The organism is Hyunsoonleella pacifica, assembly GCF_004310335.1.
GTDB classification, from domain to species: Bacteria; Bacteroidota; Bacteroidia; order Flavobacteriales; family Flavobacteriaceae; genus Jejuia; species Jejuia pacifica.
The window spans coordinates 293,308-313,495 of sequence record NZ_SIRS01000001.1 but is presented as its reverse complement, the minus strand read 5'-3'; the positions used below and the strand labels follow the sequence as shown (position 1 = coordinate 313,495).

Annotated in this window: 8 protein-coding genes; all 8 read right to left on the bottom strand. The window is 35.0% G+C overall.

Annotated features, from left to right (window positions below):
* Positions 1-25 precede the first annotated feature (25 nt).
* Positions 26-166 carry a hypothetical protein gene (locus EYD46_RS17655; protein ID WP_165454312.1) on the bottom strand — a complete coding sequence of 47 codons (141 nt, stop codon included), beginning with the start codon at positions 164-166 and terminating at the stop codon, positions 26-28.
* A 71-nt stretch (positions 167-237) separates the two neighbouring features.
* Positions 238-3,003, bottom strand: a complete 2,766-nt coding sequence (locus tag EYD46_RS01265) for a glycoside hydrolase family 78 protein (RefSeq protein WP_130935242.1) — start codon at positions 3,001-3,003, stop codon at positions 238-240.
* A gap of 28 nt (positions 3,004-3,031) precedes the next feature.
* Positions 3,032-6,268, bottom strand: coding sequence for a glycosyl hydrolase (locus EYD46_RS01260; protein ID WP_130935241.1), 3,237 nt, complete (start codon positions 6,266-6,268; stop codon positions 3,032-3,034).
* 15 nt (positions 6,269-6,283) lie between these two features.
* The gene (locus EYD46_RS01255; RefSeq protein ID WP_130935240.1) at positions 6,284-8,644 is read right to left on the bottom strand and encodes an alpha-L-rhamnosidase-related protein; all 2,361 of its coding nucleotides are present in this window, start codon (positions 8,642-8,644) and stop codon (positions 6,284-6,286) included.
* A gap of 26 nt (positions 8,645-8,670) precedes the next feature.
* Complete coding sequence (locus EYD46_RS01250) at positions 8,671-11,046, bottom strand: alpha-L-rhamnosidase-related protein (RefSeq protein WP_130935239.1); 2,376 nt, start codon at positions 11,044-11,046, stop codon at positions 8,671-8,673.
* A gap of 14 nt (positions 11,047-11,060) precedes the next feature.
* Entirely contained in the window at positions 11,061-14,348 is a 3,288-nt protein-coding gene (locus EYD46_RS01245) for a family 78 glycoside hydrolase catalytic domain (protein ID WP_130935238.1), read from the bottom strand.
* 1 nt (position 14,349) lies between these two features.
* The gene (locus tag EYD46_RS01240; RefSeq protein ID WP_130935237.1) at positions 14,350-16,818 is read right to left on the bottom strand and encodes a family 78 glycoside hydrolase catalytic domain; all 2,469 of its coding nucleotides are present in this window, start codon (positions 16,816-16,818) and stop codon (positions 14,350-14,352) included.
* 27 nt (positions 16,819-16,845) lie between these two features.
* Entirely contained in the window at positions 16,846-20,115 is a 3,270-nt protein-coding gene (locus tag EYD46_RS01235; RefSeq protein WP_130935236.1) for a family 78 glycoside hydrolase catalytic domain, read from the bottom strand.
* Positions 20,116-20,188: the final 73 nt, after the last annotated feature.

Genomic DNA, 20,188 nt, shown 5'->3' with positions numbered 1-20,188 from the left:
ATATCTTCATCTAAATTTACTATTATTAATAATTTACTGACTCAATAATTACTGGTCCAATTAATCTAAAAACTTGTAGTTTTGATTTTGGTTTAATATCATCGACAACTAACCAAGGATATTTTTCTTCTTCTTCTTCTTCTGATCTTTGCTTGTCTTTTATCAACTGATTTCACCATAAATTAACCACTTCTATTTCCAATTTATTTTCTCCTTTCTTTTGCAATACATATTCGCTTAATAATTAGTTTCAAATGAATATATTCCTGGGTTTACCTGAAAAACAAAAGCTTTATTTGTTTTGCTTAGTAATTTTATATCTGAATTACTCTCAAATTCTACTCCGTTTACCTTAATGGTTTCTTGTGCATTTCCTGGCACAAAAACTTGAGCAGTTGTATTTGGAGGTACTATTATATCTAAATTAAATTGCTTATTGACTATTTTCCAACTTGAACTTACTTTGCCATAAGGCGAATTGTAAGTAGCTGACGCAGACGTTAAAGGACCACCCGGTATAGGAGCAATTTCAATTTCTTTGTAACCTACTTTAACAGGTTTAATACCCGCAATGCGTTCGTACATCCAACGACCAATAGCTCCGTAGGCATAATGGTTGAAAGAATTCATACCACCTTTGTTAAAACCATCTTTATGGGTATAACTATTCCAACGTTCCCACATAGTGGTTGCCCCTTGATTTATGGAGTAGAACCAAGATGGGTAGGTTTCTTTAAACAAAATTTCATACATCAAGTCGGTCTCGCCTATTTTATCAAGTACCAAAGGCAATAAAGGTGTACCTATAAAACCAGTACGCAAATGGTTATCGGTTAGTTTTATTTGTTCCAATAAATGAGGTACTGCTTTTTGCGCTAATTCATCATCCAACAAATCGAACGCTAAGGCTAATAAATAAGCGGTTTGAGTTTCAGGACCTTCAATAATGCGTCCTTGGGTATCGAAAAAACTATCTTGAAATACATCACGAATAGCATGGAATAAGAGCTCATATTCTTTGGCTTCAGACTCAAATCCTAACACTCTTGCTGCTTGAGCTGTTAGGTTAACAGAATGTGCATAGTGGGCAGTAATAATTAGCTTGTTGGAAGTGATACCAAATCGCTCATCTCTTTTGTGTGTTGAATAGGGTTGCAACCAATCGCCGTGGGTAAACATTTTAACAATATGATCTTTGGCATTTGACTGATAAAATCCTACCCATTTTTTCATACTTGCATAGTTTTCCTCCAAAACACCTACATCACCAGTACGTTGGTAAGTTTCCCAAGGGACAATAGTGATTACATCGCTCCAACCAGCTCCAGCTTTAAGCTTACCACCTAAAGAAGGCACCATTACAGGCACCGCCCCATCTTCATCTTGATCGTCGCGTACACTTTGCAACCAACTCATCCAAAAGGAATGCACATCTCCTAAGAAAAATGAGGTGGGTGCAATAACCTGAGCATCTCCTGTCCAGCCTGCTCTTTCATCGCGCTGCGGACAATCGGTTGGTATATCGAGTGTGTTGCCTCTTAAACCCCAAATAATATTACTTTGCAGTTGATTTAGTTTTTCGTGTGACGAGTTGAACTCAACATTCAAATTATAATTAGAATGTTGCACAACACCTGTTACCCACGATTTATCTAGTGTGGCATTTGCATCAAAACCACTTAACTCTACATATCTAAAACCGTGAAACGTAAATGTTGGTTGATACTCAATTTTCCCATCTTCTTTAGCGGTATAATAGTCAGTTGAAACTGCACCTCGGTAATTTTTAGTATACATACGCCCATCTTGCTGAAGCATTTCGGCAAAGCGTATTTTTAAAGTTCCATCTTTTTTCATTGGTACTTTAATACGCGGTACACCCACCATATTTTGCCCCATATCAAAAATTACCACACCTTTATCAATCTGTGTAATAGCAATTGGAGTTAACTCTTCTACAGACTTAACTGTATTGTGTCGCTTAGGTGTCAAACTAATTTGTGTATCTCTATCTTCAGCAACCACCTTTTGCCAATTTGTAGGATCAAATGATGTTAACGACCAAGATTTTTGTTCTTTCCGTTCATCATATTGCTCTCCATCATAAATTCCAGCATAAACAATTGGCCCCTCTTGGGTAGCTTTCCAACTTTCATCAGTAATAAAGGTTTTAACATCGCCATTGGTATATTTTACTTCAAGTTGACACATTACTTTGGGCGAAACTTTTGGATAGCCTCTAAGCATTAATCGACCAGCATACCAACCCTCTGCCAGAGCAATCCCAATGGCATTAGAACCATCTTGCAAATGGTCTGTTACATCATATGTTAAGGTTTCAATGCGCTTATTGTAGGGCGTCCAACCTGGAGCCATTACATCGTCGCCAACCTTTTTGCCATTGATTTCAGCTTCAAAAAGCCCCTTTGCCGTAATGTACAATCTAGCAGATTCAATTTTAGAGTCAAGAGTAAACTCATTCCGCAAATACTGGACTTTATAAGAGGTTTTATTCGTTTTTGGCGACTTTGCTTTATCAACTTTTGGCAAGCTAATCCATTTGGCTTGCCAATCGGAGTTATGGAGTAGTCCTAACTCAAAGTTGGCTACCTCACTCCAAGCAGAAGCCTTTTTATCTTGATCCCAAAACTTTAACTGCCAATACACTTTTTGTCGCGAAGAGAGTTTTTTTCCTTTGTATTTTACAAATAGAGTTTGCTCACTTTCCACTTTTTCGCTTTCCCATAAATCAGCATTATTTGGCAGTAGTTCAGGTTTAGAGGCCACTACAATGGAATAAGCTGTTTGCTTTTTGATGTTTTTATCTTGGGGTAGTTTCCAAGAAAAAGAAGGTGTAGCATCGTAAAAACCTATTGGATTTTTAAATTGCTCACTTACTACCAACTCATGTGGTGGAATAGTATTTTGAACTGAAGAACACGAAACCAAAAATAGTATTGCCAGTATGACTGTTGCCAATCTATTGCTAGTAATTATGAACATGTTATTTTATATTAGTGTGTATTATTTATTAATGTTTAGTAGTTTCAATACTTACTGGACCTAATAATCCTGAAGGCTGTAATTTTGATTTCGGTTTGATATCATCTATAACTAACCAAGTATATTTTTCATTTTCCGACCGTTGTTTGTCTTTTATCAATTGGTTTCGCCATAAATTAACCACTTCTATCTCCAATTGATTTTCTCCTTTTTTTAGTGCTTTTGAAATGTTTAAACGATAAGGTGCTATCCAAAGCCCTCCCAAATCTTTTCCATTTAGTTTTACCTTAGCCATCACAGAAAGCTTTCCTAAATTCAAATAAAATTCTTTATTTTTAGGGAGTTTATCTATTGTAAAAGTGGTTTTATACGTTGCTGTACCAGAATAATATTTAATTTGCTCGTTTTCTGATGTAGACCAATCCTCTAAAGTATTAAAAACGATAGGTTCTTTAGGACCGATTTCCTTATTTGAGAAATCTACTGTAAACGGATTTTTCAATTCGCTTACTGTTTCAAATGCAGGGAAATTTTCTAGACTCGTCGATTTTTCTAATAACTTATTGTCTTTAGTAAACACAATAAACCAACTCTGAGCCGCTTTTAATTGTAAAGGTATTTTTACTCCCGTTTTCGTGATTTCAAACTCTGGTAATGCTCTGATTTCTCCACTAACTGCATCCCAAAGTTGTGGTTTCAAATCTTTACGCACTCTAAAAACTGGAGATAATTCTATGGTTTCATCACTTTGATTTGTGATAAAATAAATATCCATTTCTGGCGTAGTTCTATGTATCCATAACACAGGTGCATCGTCAGAAACGTTCACATCTTCTGCTAATTTTAGCTTTTCAAAGACTTCAGATAATTCGTAACCGTCTAACACTTTACCTTTACCGAATGCTTTATCCATTTTACCTTGATTGTAGGTATCACTCCACATTTTGTTAGCAATGATTTTAACGATTTCGTCGCTTTCTGGATAATTTTGTAAACTCGGAGATTTTTCAGGTTTTTGTCCTAAAATGACTCCTCCTTGATGCACCAACTCTTCTATCTTTTTTAGCAATTCTGGTCGCATGGTGTTAAAAGGTGGCAATACCATTACTTTATAAGACATACCATCTGGCAATACAAAACGCCCATCTTTTACAGACAATTTGTTTAGAATTACTTCTGCATTGATATAGTCATACGAATAGCCTTTGGGAATTTCAGGAACACGACCGCCCGTCATTATTGGCGTGTCTTCTCCAATAAAATAGCACACATCTGCTACATATTTACCTTGTTGTAACAAATGTTGGCAACGTCTTAAATAATCAAAATAAGTATCGGCTTGTTTAAACCATGTGTTATGGCGATTGAATTCTGTACCAAACCAAGCATTCATTCCTGGTTTACGATTATCGTCTGGTTGTTGAATGTATAAATGTAACACAAAATGATTGACCCCTTCTGTTAACGACCAATCGCCTCGTTTTTTTAACATGGCTGGGTGCCTAAGGTACGTTTTTCGAGAAGATGTAAATGCTTCCGCAGAAGTGATAGGTTTTCCGTATGTGTGTGCTGTTGATGAAGAGGCTTTACATTCTATATTACCTAATGTCCCTTCGTTCCAAAATTCTCCAGCAATTAAATCAGATTGGCCACCATACATCATAAATTCACTTGGAAAACCCCAATGCCCATAATTTTCTAACCAAGTTTTTAAATTATGTTTGTTACTTGCTTTTTTAAGGCCTCCTACATATTCGTAGGCCACATCATCTGCAATGGAACGACGTAAATCCCATAGAAAACGTTCGGATAATTCCACACTTCCTACAATTCTACCAGAAAGCACTGGTAAAAAAGGCACAGGGTCGTATCCGTATTTTTCTTTAAACTTTATTTCATAACCATCTGTCCAGTTTTGAGAGCCTTGTTCGTAGCTATCTGCCACAACATATTTAAAAGCAGATTTACTTTCTTCGGGAATACGTTTTAAAAATTCACCTACAAAGTTATCAAAATGATATTGTGCCAAACCACTATTCATTTTATCGATTTCATAACCTACACCTTGAGGTGCAGCTGGCGCATTTTTTGTGCCTGTTGGGGTCATTCCCATTCGCATAATCGTCCAATTCCCCTCTGGTGCATCCCAATTAAGAACGTCATTTTCATCCAATTTGTCACTCAAATCGATAACCTCATCTGGGTTAACTGTAAAACTCTTGTCTTTCAGTGCTTCTTGTCTTCCAAAAATGTAGGTATCCCAATCTGGTTTTGGTGTAGAATGCATTTTACCCAATTGCTTCTCTATGTATTTATCTAAAACTGGTGCTTCAGAAATAGTAATTTCAGCAAAACCAAAACCCACATTTCTCTTTGTTCTAAAGTTGGTACATTTTAAAACAAACTGCTGTGCTTTTTTTTCTGGAAGTATGGTAGCAAAATCTCCGGTTTCAATAGAGGCTACATTAGGCGTTATTCGGAAACGGTCAAACTGAAATTCTTTGATAAGTTCTTCCTTACCATTCATAATCGCAAATAAATTCATATTACATTTAAAAGCTCTACTTGGAATAATAGTTATAGAACGTGCTGTAATAGGTTCTGCAAGGTCAAAACTGATTTCTAAAGTTTCTCTCTTTTTTGGTTCAAATCTGGTATCTGCTTCCTTAATACCATCAGACAAAACGCTTACATCAACATCGTTCCAGTTGGAAGTAATTTTTGTGGGAATAAATTGTGTACTTCGTTTTTCAAAATCTGAAGATTTGAACGCGAAGGTATGCGTATCTTGAAACTTTTCTTTTGGTTTTTCTAATGGTAAAGCTAATGTTTTACCACCTTCAACCTTGGTTTCACTAAAGGTTAAATAACGCATAGCTTTGGTATAATCTACCCAAGGACCACCACTTTGACTCCAACCAGGACAATTGAAAATACCAATATCTACACCAATACGTTTCCCTTCTACAACAGCATGTACCATGTGACTCCACCAATCTTCACTCAACATAGGCACTTTTCCATCTTTATGTGCTGGGTTAATATTACCAATTAAGGCCCCACCAATTCCTGCTTTTTTCATCGCCAATAAATCCTTGGTAATTCCATCTTTTGAGATATCATCGTTTATCCAGTACCAATAACACCAAACTGTATTATCTTCTGTTGGTTTTACGAAACCAGATTTTATGATTTCATAATTTTCAGAGTTACTACATCCAGTTAAAAACAGAAATAAACAAATAAGTGCTATTAATTTCTTCATAATTATGTTGTAAAATTATTTGTAAGAGACAGCCAAGTGCCATGTACCAGGTTTAATCTGAAAAACTAAAAACTCGTTATCTTCATTCTTAAAATCAAATCCTTCTAGTTGTTTTTTCAACTTATTTTTTCTCCAAACATTTTTACCATTTATCAAAATTTTTGCAATTTCTTTCTCTTCTTTAGGAATGTAAACTGTAGCCGTAGTTTTTGCTGGTGAAATTAATTCTAATTGATAGTTGTCTGCTGTCTTATTTACTTCTACAGTAATGTTTCCTTTTACAGAAGGTACAATTTGTTTTACAGAAGTCATATGCGCCAAGTTTGGTTTTACTTCATATGAAGACCAAGCGACATCTATAGCCTTTATACCTGCAATGTATCTTGAAAGGACATAATTTGGTGCATTCCAAGCGTGATTGTATGTCCCTCTTAATTTAGGAAGGTATTTTTCATAAAGCGTAGTTAGCCATTTACGATCTACTTGTTGTTGATAACGCTGTTTCATTCGCGTTAAACCTTTATCATACTGACCTGTAATCATAATTGCTTCTTCTGCCATCCATTCCATATGTGGACTTGACTTTTTTACAGGAACTAAAACACTATCCACTAAAGTATTATAATGTTCTTCTTTAGCTAATCCACTAATAATAGCTAAGGCACTTACGCGTTCTTCAATCTTTTTCTTTTTAGAACCATAACGATTCCCTTGCCAATATTCCTTTTCAAAATTAGCTTTCATGCTCGTAATACGTTTATCATACCAAGCAATATCTTTATTTTCCCCTAATGCTATTGCCATTTTTTTAGCCGATTGTAATGCCATGTAATACAACACTACATTTGTGGCTACTGGGTCTGTATCTATCCCCCAATCTACCCAGTTTGCATAGCCTTTTCTATGTTTGGGCAAACCATTAGCTTGCATACTCCACAACTTTAAATAATTGAAAACGGCTGGATATGCATTTTCAAGCGTGGCTTTATCTCCTGTGTTGTAATAGTATTGCCAAATCCCTTGATCTATGTATTGTAAACTTTGCCCTGTTAGTTCACTACTTTTTCCACGATACGCACCAAAACCAGGTGCTAACCCTTGAATGGTATCTCCTGCTCTGTAAGCAATGGTGTTATCAATTCCTTTTTTTAGTAATAAACGCCCTGGTTCATCCAAAGTGTAAAAAACAGCCCCTGTTTGGTCTGCAACATCACCAATCCATAAACCACGTTCTCTATCTGGACAGTCCATATAATTATTTCTAGCGCAAACATATAAAGTGTTTCGAGCCATCCACCATAAGCGTGTAAAATAAGAATCACTCGTTTCAAATGTTCCTGTCATTTCGCCAACACCTGTCCATCTGTATTTTAGTTCTAATACTTCTACTCCTGCAGGAATTGTATATTCTACATAATGTCCATTTATCCATGAATAACTTTCAAATTCCTGTACACCATCTTTAGTTATGTAAGTTCCCTTTAACATATTAAATGGATTATCCATATCAGCAACAATGGTATTACCAGCCTTACTATTCACTTTTAAATACGGTGTGATTTGCTGATTGAAAGGCAATTTAGCACGAATTACCAATAAAGAATCTGTTGTATTGGTAAAAGGTAGTTGAATCTTCTCTTTGCTAGATTTTAATGTAAGAGATATATAGTTTGCAAGACCTCTATCATTCCATTGAGGAATCGCTCTTTTTACTAAGTTCCCCCATGGATTACTATTTGCAACACCTTTTTCAATTGGTTTGTCCCAATTGCTATCATCAAACGCATTAGTATACCAAGCTTTATTAGACCAATCTCCCATGGCTTTTCTGGCATCAAACTTTACGTTATAGGCATTTACTCTATTTGCACTCTTGCCTCCTCCTCCACTTTTGGAGTCGTAAGCTTCATGAACTTTCATTTTCCAATCTACATTAGAAACTAACTGCTGTTTTCCTAAGTTAGCATGAAATAAAAATCCTCCTTTTCCACTATCATCATGTACTTTTCGGGTTCTACCCCAATACCAAACCAAAATGGCAATTGTGTTTTGTCCTTCTTTTAAATACGACTTTAAATCTACCTCATCATAATAGTTTGTGTTTGGTGCAGCTCCTCTAGCCAATCCACCTTCAAACAATATCATTTCGCCATTAATCCAAAGCCAGTATTTTGTATCTACAGCAATATTTGCCAAAGCTTGCTCTGGTATTTCATTAAGATTGAATGATTTTCGAAATGCTACCCAAGTATTTGCAGGCCCATCTTCTTCTTGCCAAATCCATTTTGCGTTATCCCAACTAGGCGAATTTGCAATTGCTGAAATTGAAGTTAATAAAGCAAATAAAAATGTGATTTTTTTAAATTTTAAAGTCATATTCTGTACTTATTCTTTTCAAAAAACTATTTATATGTTGCTCTTATAAGCCAATTTTGCGATTTTAATCTAAACTTTAAAAATTTATCATCCTCAGACACCCCAATATTTATCGCCTTGTTTGCTTTCCCTTTTTCCCAAAACACAATACCATTTAACTCTACTTTACTAATTTCTTTTCCTGTCTTTGGTATACCAACAATTACCGTAGTTTTCCAAACATCAGGAGATTTTAAATTTAAAGTATATGTGCTCTCAGTCTTTTTCATATCAATTTTTATTTCACCCATTACTGTTGGAATAACTTTTTTCAACTGCTTAAAATGTACCAAACTTGGTAGTATTTGATATTCGCTCCAAGCTACTTTAGTTGGTTCAACTCCAGCGATGTATTTCGATAAAATCTTATTGGAGCCATTCCACGCGTGATTGTAACTTCCTCCTCTTGGGAACATCTCGTATAACGTTGACATTGATTTTTTATCAACCTGACTTTGATACATTTCTTTCATTCGTTGTAAAGATGCTTTTGGTCTATCAGCAATACACATAGCCTCTTCTGCCAACCACTCAAAATGCGGACTAGAAAAACGATTTGGAATCAACACATTATCTACTATTTGATTGTAATAATCTGGATTAGCAATTCCTGAAACGATAGCAATTGCATTTGCTCTATCATCTTTTAAGAGTGTTTCATTTGAACTATAAAAACCATCTTTCCAGTATGCTTTTTCAAAAGCTGGTTTCATAGTTTTCATTCGTTCCGCGTACCATTTAGCGTGGGTATCTTCTCCTAAAACTTCTGCCATTTCTTTAGCTTTACTTAAAGCCAAATAGTAAAATGCCATTTGAATCGGTTCTTTATCCGCTGTTTTTTTAACACCCCAATCTACCCAATCCCAAGAATCTGGACTTTGACGTATTCTGTATTTTGGCAATCCATTTTCTTGCATTTGGAAAAGCACCAAATAATCGTAAACAAATGGATATACCTTTTGTAAAGTTTCTTTATCTCCGGTGTTTAAATAATAAGGCCAAATTCCTTGTGCTATGAATTGTAAACTTTGCGCTACTAACTCTCGAACTCTTAACGGACCTAATGCCCCAATTACACCATCTTGACTAAACGACATGGTTTGTAATATCGCTTTTTTAAGTAATTGACGTCCAGCATCATCCATAGCGTAAAACAAGTATCCTACCTGATCAGCTACGTCACCAATCCATAAAGCACGTTCTCTATCGGGACAATCCATAAAATTATCGCGAGCACAAACAAATAAAGTGTTGTTACCCATCCACCACAAACGGTTGTAAAATGGATCGTCAACTTCAAACTTACCAACCATTTCACCTACACTCATCCACCTGTATTTTAAAGCTTTTACTTTTACACCTTCTGGAATAGTATAGCGTATTTCATTTCCGTTCATCCAAGAAAAACTCTCAAATTTTTGAGTCCCTGCTTTGGTAATATAAGTTGTCGTAATTTTATTCAATCGATTGTCTGTGGTAACAAAAATTGTATCGTCTGCTTTGGCTTCAACTTCTAAATACGGAGTAATTTGTTTGTTGAAAGGTAATTTACATTTAATGGTTTTTCCTTTGCTTACAAATGGAAATTGTAAATCGTCGTGGTTTTTATAATTTTCTAAACCGTGATTAATTAACTGAGGAACAATATTAGGTTCTAAATTATACCAAGGAGCAACTCCTGCATTTCCTTTTTCTGTTGCAAACTGCCAGTTGCTATCATCAAATTTAGAAGTGTACCAAGCGTTTTCAGACCAATCGTTCATCGCTTTTTGTGCATTAAAATGAACTGGATATTGCACTAATGCTTTGCTTGCTGGTGGAATTTTATTGTTGTAAGCCGGATGTTGAATCGCTCTCCAAGATCCATCAGAAACCAACTTTTGACTTCCGATTTGTGCTGAAAATAATAAACCTCCTTTTCCACTATCTATGTGTGTTCCTTTATGGGTTTCACGACCCCAATACCAAACTAAAACAGCAATGGTATTTTTTCCTTTTTTTAAATAGGGCTGAATATTTAAGGTTTCATACCAAGAATTGGCAGGTGTTATTTTTTGCTTACGATTCCAATCACCAGCTTGGCTTGGCCCTCTAGATAAACCGCCTTCAAAAATTACCAGCTCGTCATTTATCCATAACCAAAATTTACTATCTACAGAAATGTAAGCTTCAACTTCTTCTGGTATTTCATTGAGTTCTATTGTTTTTCTAAAACTCATCCAAGTATTGGAGGGGCTATCTTCTTGTTGCCAAATCCATTGTGCTTTTTCCCAATTGGGTGGTTTGGTTGCAAAAGTTATTGAAGTTGTTAAAAAAATAATTAGCAAAAAAAAGCGTTCTCTTTTTCTATGGTTGTTGTTCATTTTTGAGTTAGTTATTATAAGGTGGTGGTGTTAAAAATTTTAATTTCTTTAATAGATGGCGCTTGTTTTGCTTCTTCAATAAACAATCTACATTTTGTAGATTGAATTGCACCAAATTGGTGTACTTTATTAGCTCCACAACTCGTTGCTTTTACAATATCCTTCCAATCTCCATTTTCGAAGTATTGCAACTTATATGATGTGATGTTATTTTTATATTCGTCAATAATAATTTGGTTGAATGTTTGTGGCTTTACCCATTCCACTTCTAGATATTGATTTTTAGTTTCAGTTGCTAACCATCGAGTTTTATCATCTTCATCATTTGTTCTAAACGCTTCAAAAACAGGTAATTTTTCATTTTTAATAAACATCGATGAGGCATTAATTCTTCCTAATTTTGCTAAGTTTTCTTTGCTACCTAACGGCTCTGGAAATTGTGTTACAGGCAAATTGTCTATCTTAAAATCATACACTCCAGAAGTAACATTATAAATGATATAATTACCTACTGCTTTACTTTTTTCAGTTCCTAAAAAAGAAATGTTTTCGGCGTCTTCGGCAAGTACACCACTTTCTTGAACCCTATCTTTTGTAATTGCAGGAAGATATACTTTTGCTTTAGTATTTATTGGAATTTCAACATGAAACGTTGCGCCTTTGCCTCCTTTTTTCCAATTTACAACTACGTTTCCATACATGGATTCATAGGTTGTATTAGCAAAAGTTAAATCTCCAACTGGTGCTGGTTTTATTAGTATATTTTGCATACCCAATTCCTCTGGATTTGGACGAATACCTCCAAAACCTTTTACAAAATAGCCTCCTATTCCAGTATAACAGGTGTGTATTTGACTATTTCCTATAGCAGACCAACGTTCTGGCCAAACCGTTTTGCCTTGTTCTAAAAAGTAACCATAACTAGGGTGGTGCTTGTCTCTTAGCAATTCATAAACTAAATCCATACGTTCTCCAAACTCTGTAAAATAGCGTGTATATAAAGCTTGTCCAGAGCTTCCTGTATCGTAATACGGAAATTTATATAAAACATCATCTACCAAATTGGCTTCCACTTTTTCTTTTTCAGATGCTGGTGTTACACCAGATAATAATGCAAAAGCTTGATCTACTTGATATCCTTTTATGTATTTACCTGTTTCTGGATTATATGATAATTTATGAGTAGCTTCTCTTTGTATTTTTAATCGTTCTTTATAGATTTTAGCATCTTCAGTTTTCCCTAAAACCTTAGCAATATTCATGGCATTATCTAACATAAATGCATACAAACAATTATTAAAATGAACCGATTCTGGAGAGTTACTACTCGTCCAGAAGTTACCACGAGGTGTACACCAGTCTCCTAAACCAGGAAATTGTCTCAAACCTTGCTCTCCCGCTTTTATAGCTCCACCAGTTTCATAATTTGAATTTTCATATAGCCAAGCCATCCACTTCTGCATCGACTCGTAATTTTCTTCCAATACTTTTTTATCGCCTAACATTATGTAAGTTTCCCAAACCGTTAAAGGATTATTGGCTTTCCACATTAAAAAAGGACGGTCTTCTTCATTTATTACTGCACGAATTTTTCCATCAGAAGATTGCGCATCTCTAGTAAACTGTAAATATTGGTCCATGTAGGCACCACTTTCAAAGTTAGGAAGTGCATCTCCATACATTGCAGCTACAGTAACTTCTCCCCAACCTCTACGCTCACGATGTGGACAATCTACCAAAATACCATCCATCGTATTCGCTAAATACGTATTTAAATTGACTTGGTAAATTTGGTTGAGGTGCTCACTCGAAGACTCAAATTTGCTGATTTGCTTACGGTTATTTGTAATCACATATCCTTTTACATCATATAGCTTAGGTTGATATTTTAAACCATACACAGTTATCCATCTTCCTCCAGCAACATTAAATCGATTTTGGAACTTTCCTTTTCCAGATTTTCCGTAGATGTATTTGCTCTTTTGATTCCAACTAGATGTTTGTCCTAGTTGGTCGCTTATCTCAAATATAACTTCATTGCCTTCAATACCATAATCTAGTTCTATTTCAAAGAATCCTGTGTAATTTTCTCCCATATCTATCACACAGCTACCATCTTTCTTATATGTAATTCTTTTTGGTTTAATCTCTTTAAATTTTACTTGAGGCTCTACCATTTGCGCACTTAATTTTGCAGTAATAGGACCATACAATGCACGTACTTCTTTATTTTTTCTACTATTTAAAGCAAAACTGATGTTATTCCCTTCAGGAATTTTTGCATTTAATTCTTCGTGATTATACACTGCAGCATTTGCCCAAGAGCTATCATCATAATCTGAGGCACTCCAATTATCTTCTCGTTTGCTATCGTCAATAGTTTCTCCACCAAAACGTAAAATATCCCAATCGCCATAATACTCAGAGTAACTTTTTTTGGTTTTCCAGGTAGTGTCTGTTTTTAGAGTTATTTGCTCTCCACCAGCTACAATTTCTGCTTGTGCTTTGAACACAAATGGAATTAAACGATACTCACGAATACGTTTCCAACGCGACCATCCTGCAGCATGCCAAATGGCAATCACATTGTCACCTTTTTTTAATTTATCTGAAATATCATAGGTTAAATACGGAATACGTTTTTTCATGTAAGAAGACACTGGATTCATAACATTTTCTGTTACTTTCTCTCCATTAACATACAACTCGTGATAGCCAAATGAGCCAACAAACACAAATGCAGATTCTGCTTTCTCTTTTAATTCGAAATTCTTTCTATACCAATTATGATCCGTTTTTTTTTGATCTGATTTTAAAATCCAGTCCCCTTTCCAATCAGATTGTTGTAATAATCCCATTGAAAACCTAGCTGGTTTGCTCCACTTTGAAGTGGCACCATCCTTATCCCAAATTTTTACTTTCCAAAAATATTGTTTTGCAGATACTAAATCAGCGCCTCTGTATGTAACATTTACTGATTGATTTGAATCTATTTTCCCCGAATTCCAAATATCTCCATTATCACTTTTTAAATTTTCTAAACTACTGGCTACTAAAATCTGATAAGCTGTTTGTTTTTGTCCTCTTACTGGAGTCGACTGAGTTAATTTCCAACTTAATCTTGGTGCTGTATTGTCTATCCCTAAAGGATTTATTCGGTATTCACAACGTAAATCTATAACATCTACAAGAGATGGTTTACAGGATAATAGTGAAATACATAGTATAAAAGAGAAGAAAAATTTACTAGTAAGTTTTTCACTCTTCTTAAAAAAAGACACCTCGTTTTTGTTCACTCTCATATTACTTAATACTAATTATATATTCGCCCGAATCTAGTTCGAACGTATTACTTTTAACTCGTTTATTATTTACTTTGATTTGCTTTGATATATACATTGGCAATTGAACCAAAGCAGTAGAATTTTTAGGAACTGTTACAGACCAAGTAATTACTTTTGTATTCCTTTTCCAATAGCTTTTAATTTCTCCTTGAGGCGATTCATAATCAACTTCGCACCATTGTAGACCTTCTAAAAAAGTAGGTTTCAAATAGAATTTTTTAAATCCTGGATGATTCTCATCTGGACGAATTCCACCTAAACTTTCATGAAAACTAGCAGCAAAACCACTATTCATAGGGTGATTAAATGAATTTCTATGATAACGTTTTGTTTTATCCCAATTGGCGATATGTTCTGGCCAGGTTGTTAAACCATGAGTTTCTGTTACAAAGCCTAAACTGGGAAAATCAGTACGATCCCATAAGTGTTTTGTAACATCACTATGACCGAAATCATTTAAAACTGTATACAATGGTCTGTGTCCGAAAATACCTGTAGTATAATAGCCTTTATTCTTCTTCATGATGAGTTGCGCTAAATTATCAGCAACCAATTGCGCTTTCTGCTCAGAAACTAATCCAGAATATAAAGCAAATGAATTTCCTGTTTGAGAACCATAAGAATTGGTTTCTTTATTAAAAAACTTAGCATTGAAAGCATTTTTTACAAACGTTGCTTTTTGTTCGTATGTTTTAGCAAGTGTTTCCTTATCTAAAATAATTGCCATTTTTCTCATAGCAACTAAATTTTGATAATATAATGCGGTAGAGGATAAAGCCGGTGGTGTATCCATATTAGGATTTCCTCCTGGTGGACACCAATCTCCAAATCCACCATTTATTATTCCATCTTCTTGCACCTTTTCATCCAAATACCCCATCCAACCTTGCATCATAATCCAAGAATCTTCAACTATTTTTTTATCTCCAAAGTACACATAAGAAAACCACGGAATCATGACTGTAGCTGCTCCCCAATCTGGCCTTGCCTGTAAACACAGACGTTTCCCAACAGAAATATTAGCAGGTGCTCTTTCATCATAAGGAAAAGGGTCTTTAAAATGTGCTTTAGATTTTCCGATTACAGTTTTAATATCATTTGTTGTTTTTTGCCATAAACCCTGTAAATCAAAATTATAACTAGCCGCTTCAGCTACTACATAAGCATCTCCCATCCATGCACAACGTTCACGATGCGGACAATCACTTAATAATCCTTGCAGATTGTCTTCAATAGTCAACATAGAAACGTCATAAAAGGTATTTATTTGCTCGTTAGAACATCTAAAACTTCCTATACGTTCTACATCTGTACGAACTAACCAACCCGTAAACTGGTCTAAACTTGGTTTTTTGGTTAAACCTTCTATTTGAGCATAACGAAACCCATGATAAGTAAAACGAGGTTCCCAAGTTTCAGCTCCATTTCCTTTACAAATGTAAATATCTGTTTGCGTGTTACCCACAACATGAATTCCTGTAGAGGCTGGATCGATATTTTTCTTGTCGGGCATTAGATGTTCTGCAAAATGCATTTTTACTTCAGTTCCTTCTTGTTCTTCAATATTAATTTCTAGCCAACCTGTCATATTTTGCCCCAAGTCAATAATCCAACCTTTTTCAGCTGGTAAAACAGCAACTGGATTTACTTTTCTAACTTTTCTCATCGGCTCCAACTCGTGCTCTATCAAATTAGTTGTTGGTGCTTTCATCAGTTCTGCTTCATACCAAGAAGCATCATTACACCCATAATTAGACCAGTCTTTTATTTCCTTTCTAGCATCATACGTTTCTCCATGATATACATTATCAAATAGTATTGGACTAGCATGTGCTTTCCAACTTTGATCAGTTACAATTTGCTTTTTTGTTCCATCTGTATAGGTTATATCAAGTACAGCAATTGCACGTGGTTTTCCATAAGCAAGCCCTGGCCAAAATGCTATATTCTGTCCGTAAAAACCATTGCCCAACATAATTCCTAATCCGTTATTTTTTTTAAGAAATGATGTAACATTATGGCGAACAAAAAAAGCACGTTCATCATAAGAAGTTTGTGCAGGGTCAAGTACTCTGTCTCCAACTTTATTTCCATTAAGATATAATTCATAAAGACCTAAGCCACAAATCGCAATTTGTGCAGACTCAATTTCTTTAGTTACAGAAAATGATTTTCTTAATAATACTGATGGATGTGCTTTACGACGAACCGCTTTTAAATCTTTTTCGGTTGGTTTCCAAGTATTGATATCCATTGGAGGTTGATTTCTAATAAAATCTCTCGTTGACCATTTTTCTAAACGATCGTCTTTGGTATACCCAATCCATTTTGCTTGCTCCCAACTAATACTATTATTTTGGAACTGACCGAAAGCACTTAAACTCGGCATTATAAAAATTAATAGAATTAAAAGAGTTTTAAATTTCATAAGTAGTTTATGTGTTCTTTTTTTAATCTACTTCTTATAGATTTGGAATTCAGAAATCATTGGTTTTCTCTTTGCTTCTGATATTAGCAACCTACATTTTGATGTGGTAATTGCTTTAAAATTATGGCTTTTATTGGCTCCACAAGAAGTTCCACTTAAAATATTTTTCCATTTACCATTCTCTAGAAATTGAAGTGTATAGTTTGATATATTATCGCCATTTTCTTTAAGCACTATTGTATTAAATGTCTGTGGTTTAAACCATTCTATTTCTATCCATTCATTTAATGATCCTTTGGCTTTCCAAAACGTTTCGTAGTTTTCGTCGTTTGCACGAAACGCCTCAAAAACTGGTAGTTTTTCTGATTGAATGGTCATTGATGAAGCATTCATACGTCCTATTAATGCTAAGTTATCTGGCTGCTCTATTGGATCTGGATAGCTTACTTCTGGTAATTCTGAAACTTTAAAATTGTAGATACCTGAACCTACTTCATAAATGATATAATTGCCAACTGTATCATTTTTTTCGGTACCAATGTATGTGATCTCGTTTGATTGATCTGCTACACTGTCGCTTTCAAAAACAACCTCTTTTTTAGTGGCAGGTACATATACTTTTGCCGATGTATTTACTGGAACTTCAATGTGAAACGTAGCTTCTTGGTTATTTATTTTCCAATTAGAAACAATAGTTCCATACATAGATTCATGGGTTGCATTAGCAAAAGTTAAATCGCCAACAGGAACTGGTTTAACAATAAAATGTTGCATTCCTGGATGTAATTTATCTGGACGAATTCCAGCAAAACCTTTGATAAAATAACCTCCAATTCCAGTATAACACGTATGGATTTGACTATTCCCAATGGCAGACCATCGTTCTGGCCAAACGGTTTTCCCTTGCTCTAAAAAGTAACCATAACTTGGATGTCGTTTGTCTTTTAATAGCTCGTAAATTAAATCCATACGCTCTCCATGTTCTATAAAATATCGAGTGTACAAAGCTTGTCCTGAACTACCTGTGTCATAATAGGGAAATTTGTACAATACCTGATCTACTAAATTATTGTACACCTTTTCTTGTTCAGATTTTGGGGTAACTCCAGAAAGTAATGCAAAAGCTTGATTTACCTGATGCCCAAGACCATATTTTCCTGTCTTAGCATCGTACAATTTTTTATGGGTTGCTTTGCGTTGTACTTCTAAACGTTTTGCATAGATTTTGGCATCTTCTTCTTTTCTTAAGGTTTTAGCTATTTTTAAGGCAGACTCTAACATAAATGCGTAAACACAATTGTTAAAATGTGCTGATTCTGGAGAGTTACTAGAACTCCAAAAATTACCTCTTGGGGTACACCAATCTCCTAAACCTGGAAATTCTAATGTACCACGTGTTCCTATTTTTAATCCCTCACTAGTATCATAATCTGAGTGTTCGTATAACCAATGCATCCATTTTTGTAGAGTTGGATAGTGATTCTCTAAAAGTTTTTTATCGCCCAGCATTCTATAGGTTTCCCAAATGGTAATTGGGCTATTTGCCATCCACATTAAAAATTCAAAATCGTCGCCATTGATTACCGCTCTCATTTTACCATCATCGGCTTGCGCATCTTGCATAAATTGTGCGTATTGCATCATGTACGCTCCACTCTCAAAGTTTGGTAATGCATCGCCATACATAGCTGCAACTGTTACTTCTCCCCAACCACGGCGTTCACGATGCGGACAGTCTACCAAAATACCATCAATAGTATTTGCTATGTAAGTATTTAAATTTACCTGATAAATTTGATTTAGTAATTTACTAGAACTTTTAAATTGACTGATTTGCTTTCGATTATTAGTAATTACATAGCCTTTGATATCTTTTAATTCTGGTTTATAATCAATACCGTAAACCGTAACCCAACGTCCACCAGCCAAATTAAAACGGTTGGTAAAATGGCCGGTACCTGTTTCATCAAATATATATTTACTTCTTTGCTCCCAAGATGTGGCTACTTCTTTATGATCTGCTACTTCAAAAGTAACCGTATCTCCTTCTTTTCCATTAAATAGGTTCATTTCAAAATAGCCTGTATAATTTTCGCCCATATCAATGACATAGTTGCCTTCTTCATTTTTTGCAACACCAACAGGGTTTACTTGTTTATACCTTACCTGCGGTTCTACCATTTGCGCACTTAAGGTTGCGGTAATTTTGCTAGTTGGCGGATTGGCATCGGTACTTGGAACCACAACTGCCCCTTTAGGGCCAAGGTTGATATCCGCAATCCCCACTTCTTTGGCTTTACTATTGTCAAAAACCGTTGCATTAACCCAATTAGAATCATCATAATCGGCGGTATTCCAATTATCTTCACGCAAGCGTTCATCAATAATTTCGCCTCCAAAATCTAAAATATCCCAAGGTCCACTGTATGAACTGTAACTTTTTTTACATTTCCAAGATGTATCAGTTGTTAATGTAACAGCACCTGATTCTGTGCTGATTTCGGCCTGAGCCTTAAGAACAAATGGTGCATCATAATAAGTCTTTATTCTACCCCATCTAGTCCATCCAGCTGCGTGCCATATTGCAATAACATTATCGCCTTCTTGCAAATAAGAATTGATATCATAAGTCAAATAAGGAAGTCTTTTTTTAAGTGAAGAATTCACAGGATTCATGACCTCATCTCCAACTTTTTTACCATTAATATACACTTCATGATAACCAAAAGAAGCCACATGAACGAACGCCGACTGTGGTACTTCATTTAAGGAGAAATTCTTTCTATACCAGTTATGGTCTTTTTTGTTTTGATCTTTTTTGTATATCCATTCGCCTTTCCAATCAGATTGCTCAAGTAATCCCATAGAAAAGTTTGCGATCTCACTCCATTGAGAACTTTTATTGGAAACATCCCAAACTTTTACTTTCCAGAAATACTGTTTTGAAGAATTTAAATCTACTCCATCATAAACCACATTTACAGACTGACTTGAAGTAACTTTTCCTGTGTTCCAAATATCTCCTATATTCTCTTCAAGATTTTTTATACTGCTAGCAACAAGTAATTGATAAGCAGTTTGTTTTTGACCTCGTATATGAGATTCATCAAGTATTTTCCAACTAAGTCTGGGTACTGTATTATCTATTCCTAAAGGATTGGAACGATACTCCGTTCTTAGTGCTTCTATTTTTATATCTGATGAAGAATCACATCCAGAAAATGCACATAGAAAAAATAAAATAATAAAAGAAGTTGTTAGTTTAGACCAACTTTTTCGAAATGATTGAGTTTTCATATTTTTAAGGGTAAACAAACATCTTATTTTTAAAGCTTCGTAAATATATTTTTAATCTTATAATTTACTATCC